The organism is Cellulomonas sp. Leaf395 (genome assembly GCF_001424125.1).
In the GTDB taxonomy this organism is placed as follows: Bacteria; Actinomycetota; Actinomycetes; order Actinomycetales; family Cellulomonadaceae; genus Cellulomonas.
This window is the reverse complement of the sequence record NZ_LMQI01000004.1, coordinates 114,604-131,674: the sequence shown is the minus strand read 5'-3', so window position 1 is coordinate 131,674 and position 17,071 is coordinate 114,604. Positions and strand designations below refer to the sequence as shown.

General features: G+C 71.9%; 18 protein-coding genes. 7 read left to right on the top strand and 11 right to left on the bottom strand.

Translation table 11 applies throughout. The annotated features are described in order from the left end of the window. The first annotated feature begins 88 nt into the window (after positions 1-88). Together ASG23_RS11885 and ASG23_RS11880 are read left to right on the top strand one after the other, a co-directional pair. Positions 89-586 carry a hypothetical protein gene (locus tag ASG23_RS11885; protein WP_157465631.1) on the top strand — a complete coding sequence of 166 codons (498 nt, stop codon included), beginning with the start codon at positions 89-91 and terminating at the stop codon, positions 584-586. Between the two features lie 21 nt (positions 587-607). Then, entirely contained in the window at positions 608-1,120 is a 513-nt protein-coding gene (locus tag ASG23_RS11880) for a hypothetical protein (protein WP_056025009.1), read from the top strand. Positions 1,121-1,128: 8 nt separating this feature from the next. Here the strand turns inward: ASG23_RS11880 and ASG23_RS11875 are convergent, their stop codons facing one another. From ASG23_RS11875 to ASG23_RS11860, 4 genes are all read right to left on the bottom strand, one after another. After that, positions 1,129-3,111 carry a penicillin-binding transpeptidase domain-containing protein gene (locus ASG23_RS11875; RefSeq protein WP_082516137.1) on the bottom strand — a complete coding sequence of 661 codons (1,983 nt, stop codon included), beginning with the start codon at positions 3,109-3,111 and terminating at the stop codon, positions 1,129-1,131. Between the two features lie 144 nt (positions 3,112-3,255). Next, positions 3,256-4,572 (bottom strand): FAD-binding oxidoreductase, encoded by a 1,317-nt coding sequence (locus tag ASG23_RS11870; protein ID WP_056025006.1) that lies wholly within the window; start codon positions 4,570-4,572, stop codon positions 3,256-3,258. A gap of 136 nt (positions 4,573-4,708) precedes the next feature. Further along, positions 4,709-5,221 carry a TetR/AcrR family transcriptional regulator gene (locus tag ASG23_RS11865; RefSeq protein WP_056025001.1) on the bottom strand — a complete coding sequence of 171 codons (513 nt, stop codon included), beginning with the start codon at positions 5,219-5,221 and terminating at the stop codon, positions 4,709-4,711. Next, positions 5,221-6,138, bottom strand: coding sequence for an SDR family oxidoreductase (locus ASG23_RS11860; RefSeq protein ID WP_056024998.1), 918 nt, complete (start codon positions 6,136-6,138; stop codon positions 5,221-5,223). Before ASG23_RS11860 ends, ASG23_RS11865 begins: the two co-directional genes overlap by 1 nt. Positions 6,139-6,224: 86 nt before the next feature. Between ASG23_RS11860 and ASG23_RS11855 the strand changes: the two genes are divergently transcribed. The 3 genes from ASG23_RS11855 to ASG23_RS11845 all read left to right on the top strand — a co-directional run bounded on the left by ASG23_RS11855 (position 6,225) and on the right by ASG23_RS11845 (position 8,697). After that, complete coding sequence (locus tag ASG23_RS11855; RefSeq protein WP_056024995.1) at positions 6,225-7,061, top strand: aldo/keto reductase; 837 nt, start codon at positions 6,225-6,227, stop codon at positions 7,059-7,061. A gap of 95 nt (positions 7,062-7,156) precedes the next feature. Further along, complete coding sequence (locus tag ASG23_RS11850) at positions 7,157-7,498, top strand: YciI family protein (RefSeq protein ID WP_056024992.1); 342 nt, start codon at positions 7,157-7,159, stop codon at positions 7,496-7,498. Continuing rightward, entirely contained in the window at positions 7,498-8,697 is a 1,200-nt protein-coding gene (locus tag ASG23_RS11845) for an RNA polymerase sigma factor (protein ID WP_056024989.1), read from the top strand. Before ASG23_RS11850 ends, ASG23_RS11845 begins: the two co-directional genes overlap by 1 nt. Positions 8,698-8,886: 189 nt before the next feature. On the opposite strand, the gene ASG23_RS11840 is transcribed toward ASG23_RS11845, so the two are convergent. From ASG23_RS11840 to ASG23_RS11825, 4 genes are all read right to left on the bottom strand, one after another. Next, positions 8,887-9,528 (bottom strand): GNAT family N-acetyltransferase, encoded by a 642-nt coding sequence (locus ASG23_RS11840; protein WP_056024986.1) that lies wholly within the window; start codon positions 9,526-9,528, stop codon positions 8,887-8,889. A 67-nt stretch (positions 9,529-9,595) separates the two neighbouring features. Continuing rightward, a complete protein-coding gene (locus tag ASG23_RS11835; protein WP_056026212.1) occupies positions 9,596-10,858 on the bottom strand; it encodes an MFS transporter in 1,263 nt (420 codons plus the stop codon). Between the two features lie 13 nt (positions 10,859-10,871). Continuing rightward, entirely contained in the window at positions 10,872-12,128 is a 1,257-nt protein-coding gene (locus ASG23_RS11830) for an RNA polymerase sigma factor (protein WP_056024983.1), read from the bottom strand. Continuing rightward, the gene (locus tag ASG23_RS11825; RefSeq protein ID WP_056024980.1) at positions 12,128-12,559 is read right to left on the bottom strand and encodes a YciI family protein; all 432 of its coding nucleotides are present in this window, start codon (positions 12,557-12,559) and stop codon (positions 12,128-12,130) included. The genes ASG23_RS11830 and ASG23_RS11825 overlap by 1 nt, the downstream gene beginning before the upstream one ends. Before the next feature lie 227 nt (positions 12,560-12,786). Between ASG23_RS11825 and ASG23_RS11820 the strand changes: the two genes are divergently transcribed. Continuing rightward, positions 12,787-13,212 (top strand): hypothetical protein, encoded by a 426-nt coding sequence (locus ASG23_RS11820; RefSeq protein ID WP_157465630.1) that lies wholly within the window; start codon positions 12,787-12,789, stop codon positions 13,210-13,212. 59 nt (positions 13,213-13,271) lie between these two features. Here ASG23_RS11820 and ASG23_RS11815 read toward each other — a convergent pair whose 3' ends face one another. Continuing rightward, a complete protein-coding gene (locus ASG23_RS11815; RefSeq protein ID WP_056024974.1) occupies positions 13,272-15,140 on the bottom strand; it encodes a hypothetical protein in 1,869 nt (622 codons plus the stop codon). Positions 15,141-15,361: 221 nt separating this feature from the next. Further along, positions 15,362-15,889 carry a hypothetical protein gene (locus ASG23_RS11810; protein ID WP_056024971.1) on the bottom strand — a complete coding sequence of 176 codons (528 nt, stop codon included), beginning with the start codon at positions 15,887-15,889 and terminating at the stop codon, positions 15,362-15,364. Between the two features lie 219 nt (positions 15,890-16,108). Here ASG23_RS11810 and ASG23_RS11805 point away from each other — a divergent pair, with 219 nt between their 5' ends. Further along, positions 16,109-16,669: a hypothetical protein gene (locus tag ASG23_RS11805; protein ID WP_056024968.1), complete on the top strand. Its 561-nt coding sequence runs from the start codon at positions 16,109-16,111 to the stop codon at positions 16,667-16,669. On the opposite strand, the gene ASG23_RS11800 is transcribed toward ASG23_RS11805, so the two are convergent. Continuing rightward, a complete protein-coding gene (locus tag ASG23_RS11800; protein ID WP_056026210.1) occupies positions 16,654-17,061 on the bottom strand; it encodes a DUF3224 domain-containing protein in 408 nt (135 codons plus the stop codon). The two genes, ASG23_RS11805 and ASG23_RS11800, sit on opposite strands and share 16 nt — an antisense overlap. Positions 17,062-17,071: the final 10 nt, after the last annotated feature.

Sequence of the window (17,071 nt, the reverse complement as noted above, 5' to 3'; positions counted from 1 at the left end):
GACGACGCCCTCACGACTCGCCTGCGGCTCCTCGGTGGACCGCGACGCCGCTGGACAAAAGACTTCACGCGCCTCATACGGTTCAACGATGGGGGATGTGCGATCGATGGAAGCAACCGGCGCGCTCGCAGCGGTCACGGCCGCCGCCCCGCCGCGGCGGACCGGCCGAGCCCGGCTGGTCGTGGGGTACCTCGCCATCGCCGCGATCCTGCCGTACTTCACGCTCAAGCTCTTCTGGATCGCGGGCTCGACCGTCGGGATCAGCACCGTCTCACCGCTGGGTGCCGCCGTGGTCCGGGGCGGGAACGTGGTCACGGCCGCGATGGAGGTCGTCGCGATCGTGATCATCCTGGCCTTCACTCATTCGTGGGGCCTCCGCGCACCTGCGTGGCTGGTCCTCGCCCCCACGTGGGTGGGGATCGGCCTGCTGGCTCCGTTCATCTTCACCGGGTCGGTCGTGGCGGTCGCGGCGCTGACCGGTTCCTCCGCTGTGGGCGACGGGTCGCTCGCCCCGTGGGTCGGCCCCCTGGTCTACGGCAGCTTCGGCGCGCAGGCCATCGGCATCACCGCGTCGTTCGTCCTCTAAGCCCGCGATCGGTGGCCGCGGGTGTTCAGGAGCCGCATCACCGATCACCCGACGGGTCCGTACCAGTCGGTGCTGATCCTGTTCGTGTGGCTGATCACCGGAATGCTCGCGGTCGTGGTGCTCGCACGGTCGTCCTGGGCGCTGGGTTCGACGTCGGGCCTGTCGCCGCGTCTCATCGGGGCCCGAGGGGTCGCCGAGGCGTTGGCAGACGCGGGGACAGCGCTGTTCGCGATCGCCGCTGCCGTGGGTCTTCTTGCCCTGGTCTACCGTCGCCCGCCGCAGCGAGCCACCTGGGTGCCGGTCACCCTTGCCTGGGTAGGCGGCGGCGCCGTCTTCGGGAACGGCCTGTACCCGACGATGCTTCTCGTCGCGGGAGCCGGCGGGTTTGGAGCCGGCGGCTCGCAGGGCGCGCTCGTGCCGTTCGTGGATCTCCTCCAAGCGCTGACCGGCGCCGTGATCTTCGTCGTGGGCGCGTTCCTGCTGGTCGAGCTGGACACGTTCACGAACGAGGACGCCCGGACCGTGGCCCTCTGACCACCGCGTCAGCCCTGCGCCGCCAGCAGGAACTCCTCCAGCAGCGGCCCGGCGGTGGTCGACCCGTACTCGCCGACGTCGACGAACACCGCGACGGCCAGGTCACCCTGGATCGCGATCATCCACACGTGGTTCTGCAGGTTGTCGGCCTCGCCGAACTGCGCGGTGCCCGTCTTGGCAGCCACCTCGTCGCCCGGGACGTCCAGCAGGAACGTCGCGCCACCCTCCGTCACCACGCCCCGCATCAGCTGGTGCAGCGTCGCGGCCTCGTCCGCGGTCAGCGGGACGATCGGTCGGGGGGCGTCGGTCGGCTCTCCGCTGGACGCGGTGTCGTCGTCGGTCGGCTCCTGTGTCGCCGCATCGTCCGCCGTGACCACGAGACGCGGAACCACGGTCTCGCCGCGGGCCACCGACGCGGCCACGGTCGCCATGCCGAGCGGTGACGCCAGGACGCGTCCCTGCCCGATCATCGACGCGGCATGGTCGGTGCCGTCCGAGTCACCGGGGACGTCCCCGAGGAACGCGGGGAACCCGAGCGAGGCATGGGGGTCGAGGCCGAGCGACCCGGCGGCGTCGATGAGCGCGTCCTGGTCCGCCGCGTCACGTGCCGAGATGAAGGCGGTGTTGCACGAGTGGGCGAAGGCCGTCCTCAGCGGGATGGTGCCCAGCTTGTCCGCCGGGTACTCGGGGAAGTTGGTGAACGACCGACCGTCGACCGTGACCGTCGCCGGGCAGGTGGTGTCACCGTCGGCGGTCAGCCCGGACCGCAGGAGCGCCAGCGCGGACGCGACCTTGAACGTCGAGCCCGGCGCGAACTGGCCCAGGGTCGCTGTCGACATCCCCTCACCGCCGGCACCGCTGGCCGCGGCGAGCACGTCCCCGGTGGACGGCCGGATGGCGACGACGGCGCTGGCGGGCGTGACCGAGGCGACCACGGACTCGGCCGCGTTCTGCAGCCCGACGTCGAGCGTCGTCGTGAGCGGCGTGCCCGGGGTGGGCTCGACCGTGTAGAGCTGGCGCGGGGCCGTGCCGTCGGCCTGCGACGCGGTGATCGTGAGGCCGGGCAGCCCGCGCAGCTGGGCGTCGTACTGGCGCTGGAGCCCGGACAGGCCCGCGAGGTCGCCGTCCGAGACGGCCCCGTCCGACTTCTCGATGATCTCCGCGGTGGCCGGCCCGACCGTCCCGAGGATCGGGCGGGCGAACTGGCGGGTGGGAGCGAGCGGCACCGTGTCGGTGACGTCGTTCACGCCGGGCAGCACTCCGAGGGCCGCGACGTCGTAGTTCGGGTCGCCGTCACGGACGGTGATCGCCTCGATGAACGCCTTCTCGCCCGCCGCGGCGACCTTGCTCGCGTACGCCTCGGGGTCGATCTCGAGGGCACCTGCGAGCTCACGCGCGGCCGCGTCCTGCTCGGGGGCGGCGATCTGCGTCTTGTCGATGCCGAGGCGGTGGACCAGGCGTGGCTCGACGATCACGGCACCGCCCGCACCGAGCACGTTCGCGCGGTCCGCCCGCGCCCGCTCCACGGTGAGGACCTCGCCCGCGACGAGGTCGGGCGCCAGGAGCGAGGGCGACCACGTCGCGTGCCAGACGTCCTCGTCGTCCCGGGCGAGCTTCGCGCGCGTCTCGTACGTCCAGTCGGCGTCGCTCTCGTCGACGTCCCACGTGTACCCGAGGGTCACCGTGGCGAGGTCCTTGTCCTGCTCGTCGATGGTCGTCGAGACGACGGCGACCTCCGGCTGCCACGGGGCGAGGCCCTCGTACGCCGCGGTCCTGGCGGCGGTCGCTGCCGACGTGTCCCCGGTGCCGCCGGCGAACGGCGCCTTGGCGAAGTCGCCGGAGGCGAGCGCTGTCGCGAGCGCCTTCGTCGCGGTGTCGGGCCCCGGCGGCTCGGCCGAGCACGCGGCCAGACCGGCGGCGACGGTCGCGAGAGCGATCCCACCACCGAGGAGTCGTCGTCTGGATGCTGCCCGTTCCCCTGCGAACGTCATGCTGTCCTCTCGTCACGTCACGGCTCGGTCGCGCTCACGGCACACTGCTACGGGTGCGGGGGCGACGCTCCGAGAGCGTGTCACCGCCCGACGGTCGAGCGGGTGAAAACGGAGCACCCTTCACCACTCCTCCCCAGACAGCGGTCACGCGAGAACGCCGTCCGGGTCGTAGGTCCGGCGCAGCAGCTGCAGACGGTCTGCCGTCGCCGGGTCCCACACCGCGGCCCCTCTCCCGGCGAAGTTCGGGTTGAGCTCCGCCGCCGTCCAGGGAGCCACCGCATCAGCGACGGCCGCAGCCGCCGCGGGCAGCACCGTGTCGAACTGCGCCGGGTCGAGGCCGACGACACCGGCGACGAACGCCGCCGTCCGTCCCGCGACGGCTGACCCGCCGGGCACGTCCACCCCGGTGGCGCCGTCGACGTGGCGCAGCTCGGCGGCCACGAACGGCTGATCGGTCCCCGGCCCGACCGCGCCGAGCCAGGCGGTCGCGAGGTCGTCGTCCGCGTGGCTGAGCATGATCCCCCGCGTCCAGCTGGGCGCGGGATGGACGGGCTCGTTGTGGATCTCCGCCGCGCGTGCGACCGGCAGCACGCCGACCGCGTCCAGGAACGTCGGCGCGAGCGCCCGCAGGGGTGCGGTGGCCGCCGCGCCCGCGGCCTCGTCGCCGGGCCGCGCGACCCGCAGGGTCAGTGCCGTCCGTCCACGCAGGTGCGGCGGGACGACCTCCAGGTCGGGGAACGTGACGATCGCCGCGCTGGTGGTTGTCTGCGCGTCCGCGGTGGCCGTCCACGCGATCCAGCCGCGCAGGGCCGTCTCGATGTGCTCGGCGTCGAAGAAGAGCGAGCCGGCGTACAGCTCGGGGATCGCGACGAGCCGCACCCGCACCTGCGTCACCACGCCGAGGCCGACCTTGCCGCCACGGAGCCCCCAGAACAGGTCGGGGTGCTCGTCGGCCGACGCCTCGACCACCTCCCCCGTCCCGGTCACGACGGTGAACGACTCCACCCGGTCGGAGCTGAACCCATGGCTCCGGGCGAACGGCCCGATCCCCCCGCCGAGCAGGTAGCCGGCGACGCCGACGTTGGCGGACGAGCCGGCGACCGGGTTGAGCCCGTGCGCGTCGGCGGCGGGGATGACGTCGGTCCACCGGGCGCCGGCGCCGATCGTCGCGACCCTGGCTTCCGGGTCCACCTCGACGCCGCCGAGGCGGCGGGTGGTCAGCAGGACGCCGGACGTCACGGGGGTGGTCGCGCCGTGCCCCGTGGCCAGCACGGTCAGGTGCACGCCCTGCTCGGCGGCCCAGCGCATGGCCGCCACGACGTCCTCGGTGCTCGTCGCACCGACGACGACGTCGGGGCTGTTCACGACAGCGCGGTTGTGGGGGGCGACCTCGTCGGCGAACCCCTCCTCGTCCGGGGTGAGCACGGGTCCGGTGATGAGAGAAGCGAGGGGGTGCGACATGCCGGAGCTCCTTTGCAGGTCGGTCACAGGCAGGGTGCCACGCGCGCACGCGCGCGAGCACGACCTTTCCACCGACCACCGACACCGACGGTCGACGCCGCCCGCCACGAGCCGACCCGAGCGGCGGTCGAGCCTGTCAGCCCACCAGCCGGCCGACGGCGCGGTGCAGGTCCGCGCGGACCTGGTCCGGGTCCGGCGCGGGGGCGAGCGTGACGCCGTGCACCAGCGCGAGCACCTGACCGAGCAGCCGGTCCGCGGGCCAGTCGTCGTCCGCCCGCACAGCACGGAGCGCGGCCACCTTCCGGGCGTGCGAGGACACCGAGTGCGACAGCTGCACACCGGGCCGCTCCAGCGCGTGCCACAGGAGGAGCCGCACCAGCGACGGGTGCGCGATGTTGAACTCCCAGAGCCGGACCGCGTAGCCGGGCAGGTCGACCGGGTCGAACGGCACCGCGTCCAGCAGCTGTTCGATCCTGTCCTCGACCACCCGGTCGAACAGCTGGTCCTTGCTGCCGAAGTAGGCGTAGATCCGCTGCTTGTTCGCGGCGGCCCGCTCCGCGATCCGGTCCACCCGCGCGCCGGCCAGCCCGCGCTCGGCGAACTCGTCGGCGGCCGCGTCGAGGATCCGTCGCGGGGTGTCGGGGGCCATCAGGCGGGCAGGGCCGTGCCGGTGAGATCCTCGGCGACCGCCCACAGGCGGGCCGCGACGTCGTCGTCGCGCATGCGCCGGTTGAGCCGAGCGGGACCGGTGGGGCCGACGAGCTCGAACCGACCGCTCGGGCCGTAGTAGCCGCCCTCGACGGCACGCGGGTCGGCGGCCGCGAACAGCATCGGCTCGGCACCCTCGGGGGGCAGCTGCGACGGCACGAACGGCAGCTTGCCGATGGACGCGCGGTGGACGGTGTCGCTGCCGAGCGACGCGCCCGCGGTCTGGAGGTTGGTCTGCGTGAACCCCGGGTGGGCCGCGTTGCTGCGCAGCGCCCAGCCGCGCTGCATCGAGACCCGGGCGAGGTGTCGGGCCAGCAGGAGGTCGGCCAGCTTGGACTGCGCGTACGACCGCGAGGGGCTGTAGCGGCGGCGGGTCCACTGCAGGTCGTCGAACCGGATGCGGCCCACGTTCGCCATGCCGCTGCTCATCGTGGTGACCCGCCCGTCGGGTGCCGCGAGCAGGAGGGGTAGGAGGCGGGTGGTCAACGCGAACGGGCCGAGGTAGTTGGTGCCCAGCTGCAGCTCGAACCCGTCCTCGGTCTCGAACCGGGTGGGCGGGGTCATCACGCCGGCGTTGTTGATCAAGGTGTCGAGGTGCGGCAGGTCGCGGCTCAGGTCGTCGGCGAAGGCTTGGACGGACGCGAGCGCTGCAAGATCGATGATCCGCACCTCGGCGGAGGCGTCGGGGTGGGCCGCGAGGATCTCCGCGAGCGCCTTCTCGCCCTTCTCCGCGCTACGGACCGCAAGGACGACGTGGGCGCCGGCGGCGGCGAGACGCTCCGCGGCTTCCCGACCGGTCCCGCTGTTGGCTCCGGTGACGACGACCGTGCGTCCGGTCTGGTCGGGGACGACGTACATCGAGGGCTCCTCGGGAGGGGGGCAACCAACTGGTTAGTTGGCACGGTAGCATGCGCCGATGCTCCGGAGGGGTTCGAATGGGAGGCATGAGCACAGTCCCGAACATCACCCTGAACACCGGCGTGCAGATCCCCCAGCTGGGCTTCGGCGTCTTCCAGATCGACCCCGCGGAGACCAAGGACGCGGTCCTGCAGGCGTTCGAGGTGGGCTACCGCCACATCGACACCGCGCAGATGTACAAGAACGAGCAGGGCGTCGGGGAGGCCGTCGCCGCCTCCGGGCTCGCTCGCGACGAGGTCTTCATCACCAGCAAGCTCAACAACGACGCGCACGACCCGGAGGACGCAGCGATCGCGTTCGACCTGACGCTCGACACGCTCGGCCTCGAGTACGTCGACCTGTTCCTCATCCACTGGCCGCTGCCGACGGTGAGCAACTTCGTCGACACGTGGAAGGCGATGGAAGACTTCTACCGGTCCGGCCGCGCGAAGGCCATCGGCGTCTCCAACTTCACGCCGCAGCACCTGCGCCGCCTCCACGCCGAGACCACGATCACGCCCGCCGTGAACCAGGTCGAGGTGCACCCCTACCTCACGCAGGCGGAGGTGCGCGCGTTCGACGCCGAGCACGGCATCGCCACGGAGGCGTGGAGCCCCATCGCCCAGGGCAAGGTGCTGGACGACCCGACGATCGTGCGGATCGCCGAGTCGCTGGGCCGCACGCCGGCGCAGGTGACGCTCCGCTGGCACATCCAGCGCGGCGACATCGTGTTCCCGAAGTCGGTGACGCGCAGCCGGATCGAGGAGAACTTCGCGATCTTCGACTTCGAGCTGTCCGACATGGACGTCGCGGACATCTCCGGTCTCAACCGCGACGAGCGCACCGGCCCCGACCCGGAGACGTTCGACTACGTGCCTCGATAGTTTGGTCGGCGGACCCTGTCGATCCGGCCGCTCCCCCTTCGTACAGAGGGTGAGCGGCCGGCGCAGGACCGGCGCCGCACACCGAGGAGGACGCGATGAGCCACTACCTGCTGAGCGTGCTGGAGCCCGACGGACCCACGCCCGCCCCCGAGTTCCTCGAACCGATCATGCAGGCCGTCGGAGCGGTCGACGAGGCCATGCGCGACGCCGGTATCTGGGTCTACGCCGGCGGGCTGCACGACCCGAGCACGGCCACGGTCCTGCGCGCGAAGGACGGCGAGGTGGTCACCACCGACGGCCCGTTCGTCGAGGCCAGGGAGCACCTGGGCGGCTTCACGATCATCGACGTCGACGACCTCGACGCAGCGATGGACTGGGGCGGGCAGCTGGCCGTCGCCACCGGGCTCCCCATCGAGGTCCGACCCTTCCGGTACTAGTGACCGCTGCGGACGAGGATGCGATCGCGCGGGTCTTCCGCGCCGCGCACGGTCGCGCGGTTGCCGTCCTCGCCCGGTCCTTCGGTGACCTCGACGTCGCCGAGGAAGCCGTCCAGGACGCGTTCGTCGCGGCTGTCCAGCACTGGCCGACCGAGGGGGTCCCCCCGAGCCCGGCCGGCTGGATCATCACGACCGCGAAGCGCAAGGCGATCGACAGGCTGCGCCGGGAGGCGTCCCGCGACGACCGGCACGCGCAGGCGGCGCTGCTGCACCAGCGCGACGACCCGGTGGAGGAGGGGCCCGTGCGCGACGACCGGCTGCGCCTCGTCTTCACGTGCTGCCACCCGGCGCTGTCTGTCGAGGCTCAGGTGGCGCTCACGCTCCGGATGCTCGGCGGGCTGAGCACCGAGGAGATCGCCCGAGCGTTCCTGGTCCCAGAGCCGACGATGGCGCAGCGGCTGGTCCGCGCGAAGGGCAAGATCCGCGACGCCCGCATCCCCTACCGGGTCCCGTCGGACGCCGACCTGCCCGACCGGCTCCGTGCCGTGCTCGCCGTCGTCTACCTGGTGTTCACCACGGGCTCCGGCGCACTCACCCGTGACGACCTGTGCGCCGAGGGGATCCGGCTGGGCCGCGTGCTGGTCGAGCTCATGCCCGACGAGCCCGAGGCGCTCGGCCTGCTGGCGCTCATGCTGCTCACCGACGCCCGCCGAGGGGCCCGGGTGTCGGCCGACGGGTCGCTCGTGCTCCTGAACGACCAGGACCGGTCGCTCTGGGACGCCGCCGAGGTCGAGGAGGGCCGCACCCTCGTCCGCCGCTGCCTGCGCCGCGACCACCTCGGTCCGTACCAGCTCCAGGCCGCGATGCAGGCGGTGCACAGCGAGCCCGCCGGGACGGACTGGCGGCAGATCGTGATCCTGTACGACCAGCTGATGTCGATCGCACCGAGCCCTGTCGTCGCGCTCAACCGGGCGGTGGCGGTGGCGGAGCTGGACGGTCCGGCCGCAGGGCTGGCCCTCGTCGACGACCTGCCGCTCGAACGCTTCTACCTGTTCCACGCCGTCCGCGCCGACCTCCTGCGCCGCCTGGACCGACGGGCGGAGGCCGCCGCGGCCTACGACGACGCCCTCGCGCTGACGACCACCGCCCCGGAACGCGACTTCCTGCGCCAGCAACGCACCGCGACCGCGGAGTCCTAGGCCTGGCGGCAACGTCCGCACAAAGGAGCGCTGGGACACGATGCGCGGACGTCCGAAGCTCCCCGCCGCAACGTCCGCACGACAGAGCGTTGGGGCGCATTGATGTGCGGACGTCCGAAGGGCAGCCCCACTGACGTCCGCACAAGTGAGCGCTGGGGCGCGTTCGTCTGCGGACGTTGTGCGGGGTGGTCAGGTCAGGCGGTTGACCAGGCCTGCGCGGACGACGAACCACTCCGCGGCGACGATCGAGAAGTACGCCGTGTCCCGCAGACCCCCGTCGGTCGCCACCGTGTGGACCCGGCGTACGCCCTCGAACCGGCCGCCGATCCGCTCGATCGCCCGCCGCGACGCCGCGTTGCGCGCGTCGGTCTTCAGCGTGACCCGACGCGACCGCCACGTCTCGAACGCGTGCGTCAGCAGGAGCAGCTTGGCCTCGGTGTTGACCGCTGTCCGCTGCGCCGACGCCGCGTACCAGGTGCTGCCGATCTCGGCGACGGACGGCGGGCTCTGGTCGCTCGGCTCCACGCCGGTCCCGATGCCGGGCGGCCAGGAGATCGGGTCCGGGAACACCTCGAGGTCGAGGAACCGGGTGCTGCCGACGATCGCGTCGTCGGAGAGGCGTCGGACCGCGAACGGCACCGCGCGTCCGCCGGCCGCCTGCTCCAGCGCCGCCACGACGTAGGTCCGCGTCTCGTCGGGCCCGTCGGGAACCCACGTGTACCCGTAGCTGCCCCGTTCCTCCGCGGCGGCCGCCGCGAGGCCGTCCACATGGGTCAGCGCGAGCGGTTCCAGCCGGACGTGGCGGCCGGTGAGGGTGAACGGCGCGAGCATGGCGTCATCCTGCCCGACGACGCAGACCGACGCCGGTCAGCCGGTCGACCCCGTCGCGAGCGAGCGCTCAGACCGTCGCGTGCTCGTTCGCGGCCCGCACCGCGCGGCGACCACCGGGCACGGCCAGCGCGAGCGCCACGACGAGCAGCAGCGCGACACCGGCAAAGATCAGCAGCGACTCGACGCTGAACGTGTCCGCCAGCGGCCCGAACACCGCCATGCCGAACGGCATCGACAGCGCCATCACGATCCCGACGAACCCGAACACCCGCCCCTGCATCTCGGGCTCCACGGTCTCCTGCAGCACGGTGAACGACGGCGTCGAGAAGGCCGGCACGGACAGGCCGAGCAGGAACATGAACGCGAAGAACACCCAGAGGTTCGTGGACAGCCCGAGGCCGATCGAGATGGCGCCGAACACCAGGGTCGAGACCAGGATCATCCGCACGCGGTTCCATGTTCCGGCCCACGCCGCGACGGCCGCGCCACCGAGCACCATCCCGATGCTGAACGCGAGCTCGTTGACGGTGAGCTTCCACACCTCCTCGCCGAACGTCCGCACGATCATCAGCGGGGTCAGGAACGAGGGGGCGACGATGAGCACGAACACGACCGCGTACAGGACGAGGATCCAGCGGACGAACGTGTGGGTGACCACGTACTTCACGCCCCCGACCAGGTCGTCGAAGTAGCCGAGGTGCGCTGTCTCCTCCGAGCGGACCAGCCGGGGAACGGTGACGAGCAGCAGCAGGCCGATGCCGATGACCGCGGTCACGACGTCGATGTAGAACACCGCCACGATCGACATGCTTGCGTAGACAGCGGCAGCCGCGGCGGGCGCGACGAGCATCATGGCGGACTGGATGGTGCCGTTGATGCCGTTGACCCGCATGAGCTTGTCCGTCGGCACGATCTGCGGCAGCAGGGCCGCGACGGCAGGCATCTGGATCCCCGCGCCGGCCGAGCGGATCGCGATGGCGACGAAGATCAGCCACAGGTCGGTCGCACCCGCCGCCATGAACATCGCCAGCGCCAGGGTGACGATCGCGATGGTGGCGTCCGCGCCGATGATCAGCTTCTTGCGGTCCAGCCGGTCCGCCCAGACGCCGCCGAAGATCGAGATGACGGCCTGGGGCAGGAAGCCGAACACCGCGTACAGGGCCATGACCCCGCCGGACTTGGTCTCCAGGGTCAGGTGCCACATCACCGCGTACTGCACGAGCATCGAGCCGAACAGCGAGATCGTCTGCCCCGACAGGAAGAGCGTGACCTCGCGACGCCAGCCGGGCCGCTCCTCGGCGACGACAGCTCCCTTCGTCTCCTCAGTCATGTCCGTCATCGTGTCAGTCGCCTCCGACATCGAGCGCGGGAGATTCCGCGACGGCCGCAGAGCGGGCCATCAGCAGGTTCCGCTCCCGCTGCGTCGGCGCCAGTGCGGCGGCCCGCTCGAGCTCCTCGGCGGCCTCGTCGGTCCGCCCGAGGCGCGCCAGCACGTCCGCCCGCACCGCGCCGAGCAGGTGGTAGCGGGCGAGCCGCGGGTCGTGCCGGATCGCGTCGAGCGCGACCAGCGCGGCCTCCGGTCCGTCGGCGTGCAGGACGGCGACCGCGCGGTTGAGCTCGACCACCGGGGACGGGGACAGCTGCGCGAGCGCGTCGTAGAGGGCCACGATCGCCTCCCAGTCGGTGTCCTCGAACCGGCCCGCGCGGCTGTGGCACGCCGCGATCGCCGCCTGCACGGTGTACGGACCGAGCGGCCGACCGAGCGTCGTCGCCCGGTCCAGGGCCGCCATGCCGTGCTCGATCAGCGTGCGGTCCCAGCGTCGACGGTCCTGGTCCTGGAGCAGCACGCCGTCGCCGCGGGCGTCGAACCGCGACGCCTGGAGCTCCATCAGGGCCACGAGCCCGAAGACCTCCGGCTCGCGCGGCAGGAGGCCGGCGAGGACCCGACCGAGCCGCATCGCCTCGTCGGCGAGGTCCCGACGGACCCACGTGGAGCCCGACGTCGCGGAATGACCCTCGGTGAAGATCACGTACAGAACCTCGAGAACCGACCTCACCCGCGTCGGCAGCTGGTCGGCCTGCGGCACCTCGAACGGGACGTGAGCCTCCGCGAGCGTGCGCTTGGCGCGGGAGATCCGCTGCCCGATGGTCGGCGAGGGCACCAGGTAGGCGCGGGCGATCTCGTCGGTCGTGAGGCCACCGAACAGGCGGAGCGTCAGCGCGATCCGCGACTCCCGTGGCAGCACCGGGTGGCAGGTGAGGAACACGAGAGCCAGCAGGTCGTCGCCGATCGGCTCGTCGACGATCCGGTCGGCAGCCTCGACGTCGGCCAGGCTGTGAGCCACGACCGCGTACTTGGCGGCCCGGTTCTGCTCCCGTCGGATCAGGTCGATCGCCCGGTGCCGTGCCGTGACCATGAGCCACGCACCGGGCTCGTCCGGGACGCCCGTGACCGGCCACTGCTCCAGCGCGGTGACGAACGCGTCCTGCGCCAGCTCCTCGGCCAGGCCGACGTCCCGGACCAGGCGGGTGAGGGCGGCGATGAGGCGCGGCGACTCGATCCGCCAGATGACCTCGACCGTCCGCCGCGCGTCGGTCATCAGCCGTGCTGCTCCTGGACCCGGTCCAGCAGGGCCTGCTCCTTCGCGAGGATCCCCGGGGAGACCACCTGGGCGAAGTCCTCCATCTCGTAGAACGGCCGGATCTCCAGCTCGGAGCGCATCCCCGCGGTGGACGGGCAGCGCCTGGCCCATTCCACTGCCTCGTCCAGCGAGCTCACCTGCCAGATCCAGTACCCCGCGATGATCTCCTTCGACTCCGCGAACGGGCCGTCGACCACGGAGACCTCCCCGCGGGTGTCCCAGACAACCTTGGCGCCCTTGCTGCTGGGCTGGAGCCCCCCGCCGCCGAGCATGATCCCGGCGTTCACCAGCTGCTCGTTGTAGACGTTCATCACCGCGAACATCTCGTCGGTGGGAGCGGCCCTGTCCTCGTCGACGCCCTCGCCCTTGATCATGACCAGGACCTTCATGGTTGTCTCCTTCGGCTGGGTGCCCGTCCGACGCTAGTGCCGGTCCGGGGTCCTTCACCCTGTCGTCGATCGGCGACGGCGTCCTTCGACACGATGTTCCGACGAGTTCTCGCGTGGACGGATGCCCGCCTCCGACCTCCCCGCCATCGCGCGGTTCTGGGACGCGGCGGGGGGCAGGGTCGGGTTCACACGCGCCTGGACCCAGGTGCAGGTGGGACCCTGGTGCCGTGGGGATGTTCACGCGTCGGGGCAGGGTCACCGCGGACGTGGGCGACGGCTTCGTCGCCGGCGAGGCGGCCGCGCTGCAGATCGGCCTGTCCGCGGCGCTGACGGGTGCTGAGCGCGGCTCGTCGGCACCGGTCCGCGTCGACCTCACGTTCGAGACGGAGGGTGGCGAGCACGTCGTGCTCGTGTGCCGCAACCACACCGTCGGCTTCGTCCCACCGTCGCACGAGGAGTCCGTGCGCGCGCAGATTGCCGCCGCGGGCCGCGCGCACCTCGCGACGCTGGGCCAGGTGTACCGCGACGGGGCCGGGTGGCGGCTCTGGGTCGGGCCACCCCGCGCGGGCGGGTTCCCGGCCCCCGAGCCCGGCGCCGACACCCTCGCCCCACCGCAGCGCCGGATCTTCGGCCTCGCGCTGCCGGACGACTGAGCAGACGACGAAGGGCCCGACCGCACCGGGTCGGGCCCCCCGTCCGTGCCGCCCTCAGGTCAGGGCACCGGCCACTCCAGCACCGTGCTCGGCCCCGCGAAGGTCGGCGTCACCGGGTCGCCCGTGTCGTTGACGACGTGGTCGATGGTGCCCGCCGCGTTCAGCGAGACCGTCAGCACGTTGTGCAGCTTCACGCCCGGCGTGACCGGCACCTCGTACGCCCGGGTGGCGTGCAGGGTCGGGTTCACGTTGGTGTAGATGTACGCGCCCATGCCCCAGGCCTCGTGCACCTTGACCTTGTCGCCCACCTTGTAGGCGGCCCAGCCGTTCACGCCGTCGTGCTGCCAGGACGCCTGGTCGGGCGCGTCGTAGGGCAGCTCGTTCTGGAACATGATGGTCCGGCCCCGCTCGCCGTTCCAGATGACGTTGTACTTCTGGTAGTGCTCGGAGAACAGGCCCGTCGCGGTGACGTCGTTGCCGTTGACCAGCACGCCGGTCTCCGCCGTGTTCACGTCCCAGCCGACGCCGGTGCCGTGGTCGGCCCGCCACGCCCAGGTGTGGTCGATGATCGTCTGGTTCGTGTTGACCACCAGGCTCTGGGTGGCCTTGCCGACGTCCTCGCCGCCGATCCGGAAGAACACGTCCTGCACGGCGGTCGGGTTGTTCGCGCTGCTCAGGAGCGGCTTCGTGAGCTTGCCGTCGAGCGTCGACACCTTGGTACCCAGCCGGAGCAGCGCCGGGGAGTTCACCGTGCCGGCGTCGAACATGATCCCGGCGATGTCGATGCCGGGGACGTCGAGCGTCTGCATGGCCACGACACCGTTGTCCGGGATGATCGTCGCCAGCCCGAGGCCGAGCACGACCTGGTTCGGCCAGAGCACGTTGAGCGTCTTGTTCACGCGGTAGACGCCCGGGGTGAGCAGCACGTTCTTGCCCTGCGCCAGCGCGGAGTTGATCTTCGCGGCGCTGTCACCGGGCTTGGCGACGAAGAACTTGCTGAGCGGGATCGCCGTCCCGGGCGTGCTGCCCGTCGCCCACGTGGCTCCGGCGGAGTCCTTCTGCGCCGACGGGACGAAGACCTGGTACTTCCCGGCGTCGTCGAGGTAGAGGTACGGCTTCTCCTTGGAGACGGGCGTGGTGTCGAGCGTCGTGTACTTGTTCACCACCCAGTCCGTGGCGGGAGCGCCCTGGACGCCCGCGAACACCTGGTTCCAGACGCTGTTGCTCCAGCCGGCCACCGAGCCGTTGCGGACGAGGAACTGCTGCTGGCTGCCGCTGACCACGTAGGGCAGCGTCGAGTCGGCGATGAAGCCACCGGACGCGTACTGCGGGCCGGCGGTGCAGTAGTCCATGAGGCTCACGTTGGCGCCCGTCACGTTGACGCGGCGCATGGGGGCGGCCTGCGAGACGGCCCAGAAGTTGGCGGAGCTGCGGCAGCCGTCGGCGTCGCCGGCCGCGTACTGGATGGTCAGGTTGGACAGCGAGCGCCAGAAGTTGACCAGCGCGAGGCAGTTCGCGGGGGCACCCTCGGGCACCGGCAGGCACTGGTTGTAGACCTCGATGGCGCCGTTGATGACGACGTCGCCCGGGTCCTGACCGAGCCCGGCGACCTCGGTGAAGTAGCCGACCTCGAACCGCAGCGGCTGCTCGGGCGTGCCGTACGTGCCGGGCTTGAACAGCAGCGCGTACCGCCCTTCACCGAAGTGCGCGGGCACCTGCTGCGTCGCGATGGCGTCGACCGTGGCCTGGATCTGCTCGATCGGCTGGCTGGGGTCGAACACGATCGTGTTCGGGCCGAGGTCGACGGGCGGGGCCGCCTGCGCGGCGGGGGCCGCGACCAGGGGGACGAGCGCGACGGCGAGTGCGGCGAGGGCCGTCACCGTCCGCCTGCGACGGGAACGTGCGGGGCTCTGCCTGGCAAGGTGCATCGGGCGACCTCTCTGCGTTCAGGGCACGTCGCACGACGGGTCCCCGCACACGAGGGGGCACCGCCGTTGGCGCCGAGAGCCGACATTTGTTGCCGGCCAGGACAAAAGGTACCGGGTTGGTGTCACGTGTCAATAGAAACGGTGACAGGGCAGTAAGTGTTTACCGCGCTTTCCGACGAGGCTCGACGTCCACGCGCGAGCGCCTCAGGACTCGGCGCTCGTCAGGAACCTGACGCGGTCGCGGCGAGCCGGGCGATCCACGGGGGCGTCGCGCGCCCCCGGCCACGGTCGGCGACCACGCGCAGCTTCGCCGCGGACACCTCGGACCGCGTCACCTCCACCACCGGCCGCGCGTCGGACGTCCGCACGAACGGCTCGTCGCCGACCGGCACGAAGTCCACGTCGTCGACGACGCCCCGGTCCCGGACCTCCCCCAGGACGTCGAACGACAGCCCCGCGAGGAACGCGGCGTCGTCCGGCCCGGCCAGCGGTGACGACGCCAGCAGCGCGAGAGCGTCGAACCCCACGGACCGCTTGCTCTCGTCGGCCTCGAGCGCCAGGCCGGCCGCCCACTGCACCCGGGCCCACCACTGCGTCTGGGCATCGGCCGCCGTGCGCTGGCGCACGGTCTGGATGCCGATGATCAGCGCGCCGATCGCCCCGATCGCCGCCACCAGCGGGCCGAGCGTCGCGACGATCACGAGCCACGGCTCGTCGGACACGGCTGCGTCCAGGACGGTGGCGATCACGGTGATGGGGCTCCTCCCGTCGGTTCGTCGACGACGGTGGCGAGCGTATCGGGATCGACCGGCCGAGCGAGTGCCCGCGGCGCCGCCGACGAACAGGAGCCCGCCGCGGGGTCTGTGGAGGCGTGGGGTCGGGACGGGGCTGTGTGCCCGCTGAGAGACCAGTGCGCACGCACCACGACCGCCCTAGCGTGGGTCGCCTCGACGACGGCAGGGGGAGCCATGAGCATCGCCACGACCTGGGGCGTCACGAGTGCCGAGCAGGAGCGGACCTACCCGTGCGACCACCTGCTGCCGGACCCGGGGGACCGGTGGATGCGAGGCGTGGATGTCGCCGCCCCCGCGGACGTCCTCTTCAGGTGGGTCTGCCAGTTCCGCGTCGCGCCCTACAGCTACGACTGGATCGACAACACCGGCCGTCGCAGCCCTCGTCGGCCCCTGCCGTGGACGTGGGACCTGGAGGTCGGGCAGACGTTCTCGACGATCTTCACGCTCGAGTCGTTCGTCGTCGGGGAGCACCTGACCTTCCGCATGGCGCCGGGGCTCAGCACCCGGGTGTACGGCGACATCGTCCTCACGTATGCGACGGTTCCCGTGGGGCCCGAGCAGAGCAGGCTCGTGGCGGTCATCCGTGGCACGAGACCGACCAGCCGCGCGGCGGCGATCCGCAACCGGCTCCTCGCGTGGGGCGACCTGGTGATGATGCGCAAGCAGCTCCTGACCTTGTCGGCCCTCGCTGCGCAGGAGCGTGCCGAACGGTCGCAAGCTCACTCCAGCGTGTAGTCGAACCGCATCCGGTGCGTCCCGTCCGCGTCGACCACCAGGGCACCGCTGCCGGCGATGCCGACGAGGTCGCCGGTGCCGCTCGACGGAGCAATCAGGAAGTGCTCGGCGTAGCGGTCGGTGCCGCTCGTCGACGCGGCGTGCACGAAGTTGAAGGTGCCGGCGCGACCGTCGAGGCTGCCCTCGAACGACTCCATGGCCACATAGGTGCCGACGCCGCGCGCCTGGTCGTGCGCGAACGTGAACAGCGTGGTCGACCGGCCCTCGACCCCGCCCGCGTACTGCTTCTCCATCGTGGCGATGCCGACGCCGAGCGCGGTCACGATCGGCCCCTCCTCCGCGATGGGCACCCCGGTGAACCCGCTGACGGTGAACGTTCCCTCGGTGATCATGCGCGGCACG

Bases quoted from the DNA above. Each gene is read 5' to 3' on its own strand.
- ASG23_RS11885 (WP_157465631.1), top strand. From the start codon at position 89: ATGGGGGATGTGCGATCGATGGAAGCAACCGGCGCGCTCGCAGCGGTC.
- ASG23_RS11875 (WP_082516137.1), bottom strand. From the start codon at position 3,111: ATGACGTTCGCAGGGGAACGGGCAGCATCCAGACGACGACTCCTCGGT.
- ASG23_RS11870 (WP_056025006.1), bottom strand. From the start codon at position 4,572: ATGTCGCACCCCCTCGCTTCTCTCATCACCGGACCCGTGCTCACCCCG.
- ASG23_RS11865 (WP_056025001.1), bottom strand. From the start codon at position 5,221: ATGGCCCCCGACACCCCGCGACGGATCCTCGACGCGGCCGCCGACGAG.
- ASG23_RS11860 (WP_056024998.1), bottom strand. From the start codon at position 6,138: ATGTACGTCGTCCCCGACCAGACCGGACGCACGGTCGTCGTCACCGGA.
- ASG23_RS11855 (WP_056024995.1), top strand. From the start codon at position 6,225: ATGAGCACAGTCCCGAACATCACCCTGAACACCGGCGTGCAGATCCCC.
- ASG23_RS11850 (WP_056024992.1), top strand. From the start codon at position 7,157: ATGAGCCACTACCTGCTGAGCGTGCTGGAGCCCGACGGACCCACGCCC.
- ASG23_RS11840 (WP_056024986.1), bottom strand. From the start codon at position 9,528: ATGCTCGCGCCGTTCACCCTCACCGGCCGCCACGTCCGGCTGGAACCG.
- ASG23_RS11835 (WP_056026212.1), bottom strand. From the start codon at position 10,858: ATGACTGAGGAGACGAAGGGAGCTGTCGTCGCCGAGGAGCGGCCCGGC.
- ASG23_RS11830 (WP_056024983.1), bottom strand. From the start codon at position 12,128: ATGACCGACGCGCGGCGGACGGTCGAGGTCATCTGGCGGATCGAGTCG.
- ASG23_RS11825 (WP_056024980.1), bottom strand. From the start codon at position 12,559: ATGAAGGTCCTGGTCATGATCAAGGGCGAGGGCGTCGACGAGGACAGG.
- ASG23_RS11815 (WP_056024974.1), bottom strand. From the start codon at position 15,140: ATGCACCTTGCCAGGCAGAGCCCCGCACGTTCCCGTCGCAGGCGGACG.
- ASG23_RS11805 (WP_056024968.1), top strand. From the start codon at position 16,109: ATGAGCATCGCCACGACCTGGGGCGTCACGAGTGCCGAGCAGGAGCGG.
- ASG23_RS11800 (WP_056026210.1), bottom strand. From the start codon at position 17,061: ATGATCACCGAGGGAACGTTCACCGTCAGCGGGTTCACCGGGGTGCCC.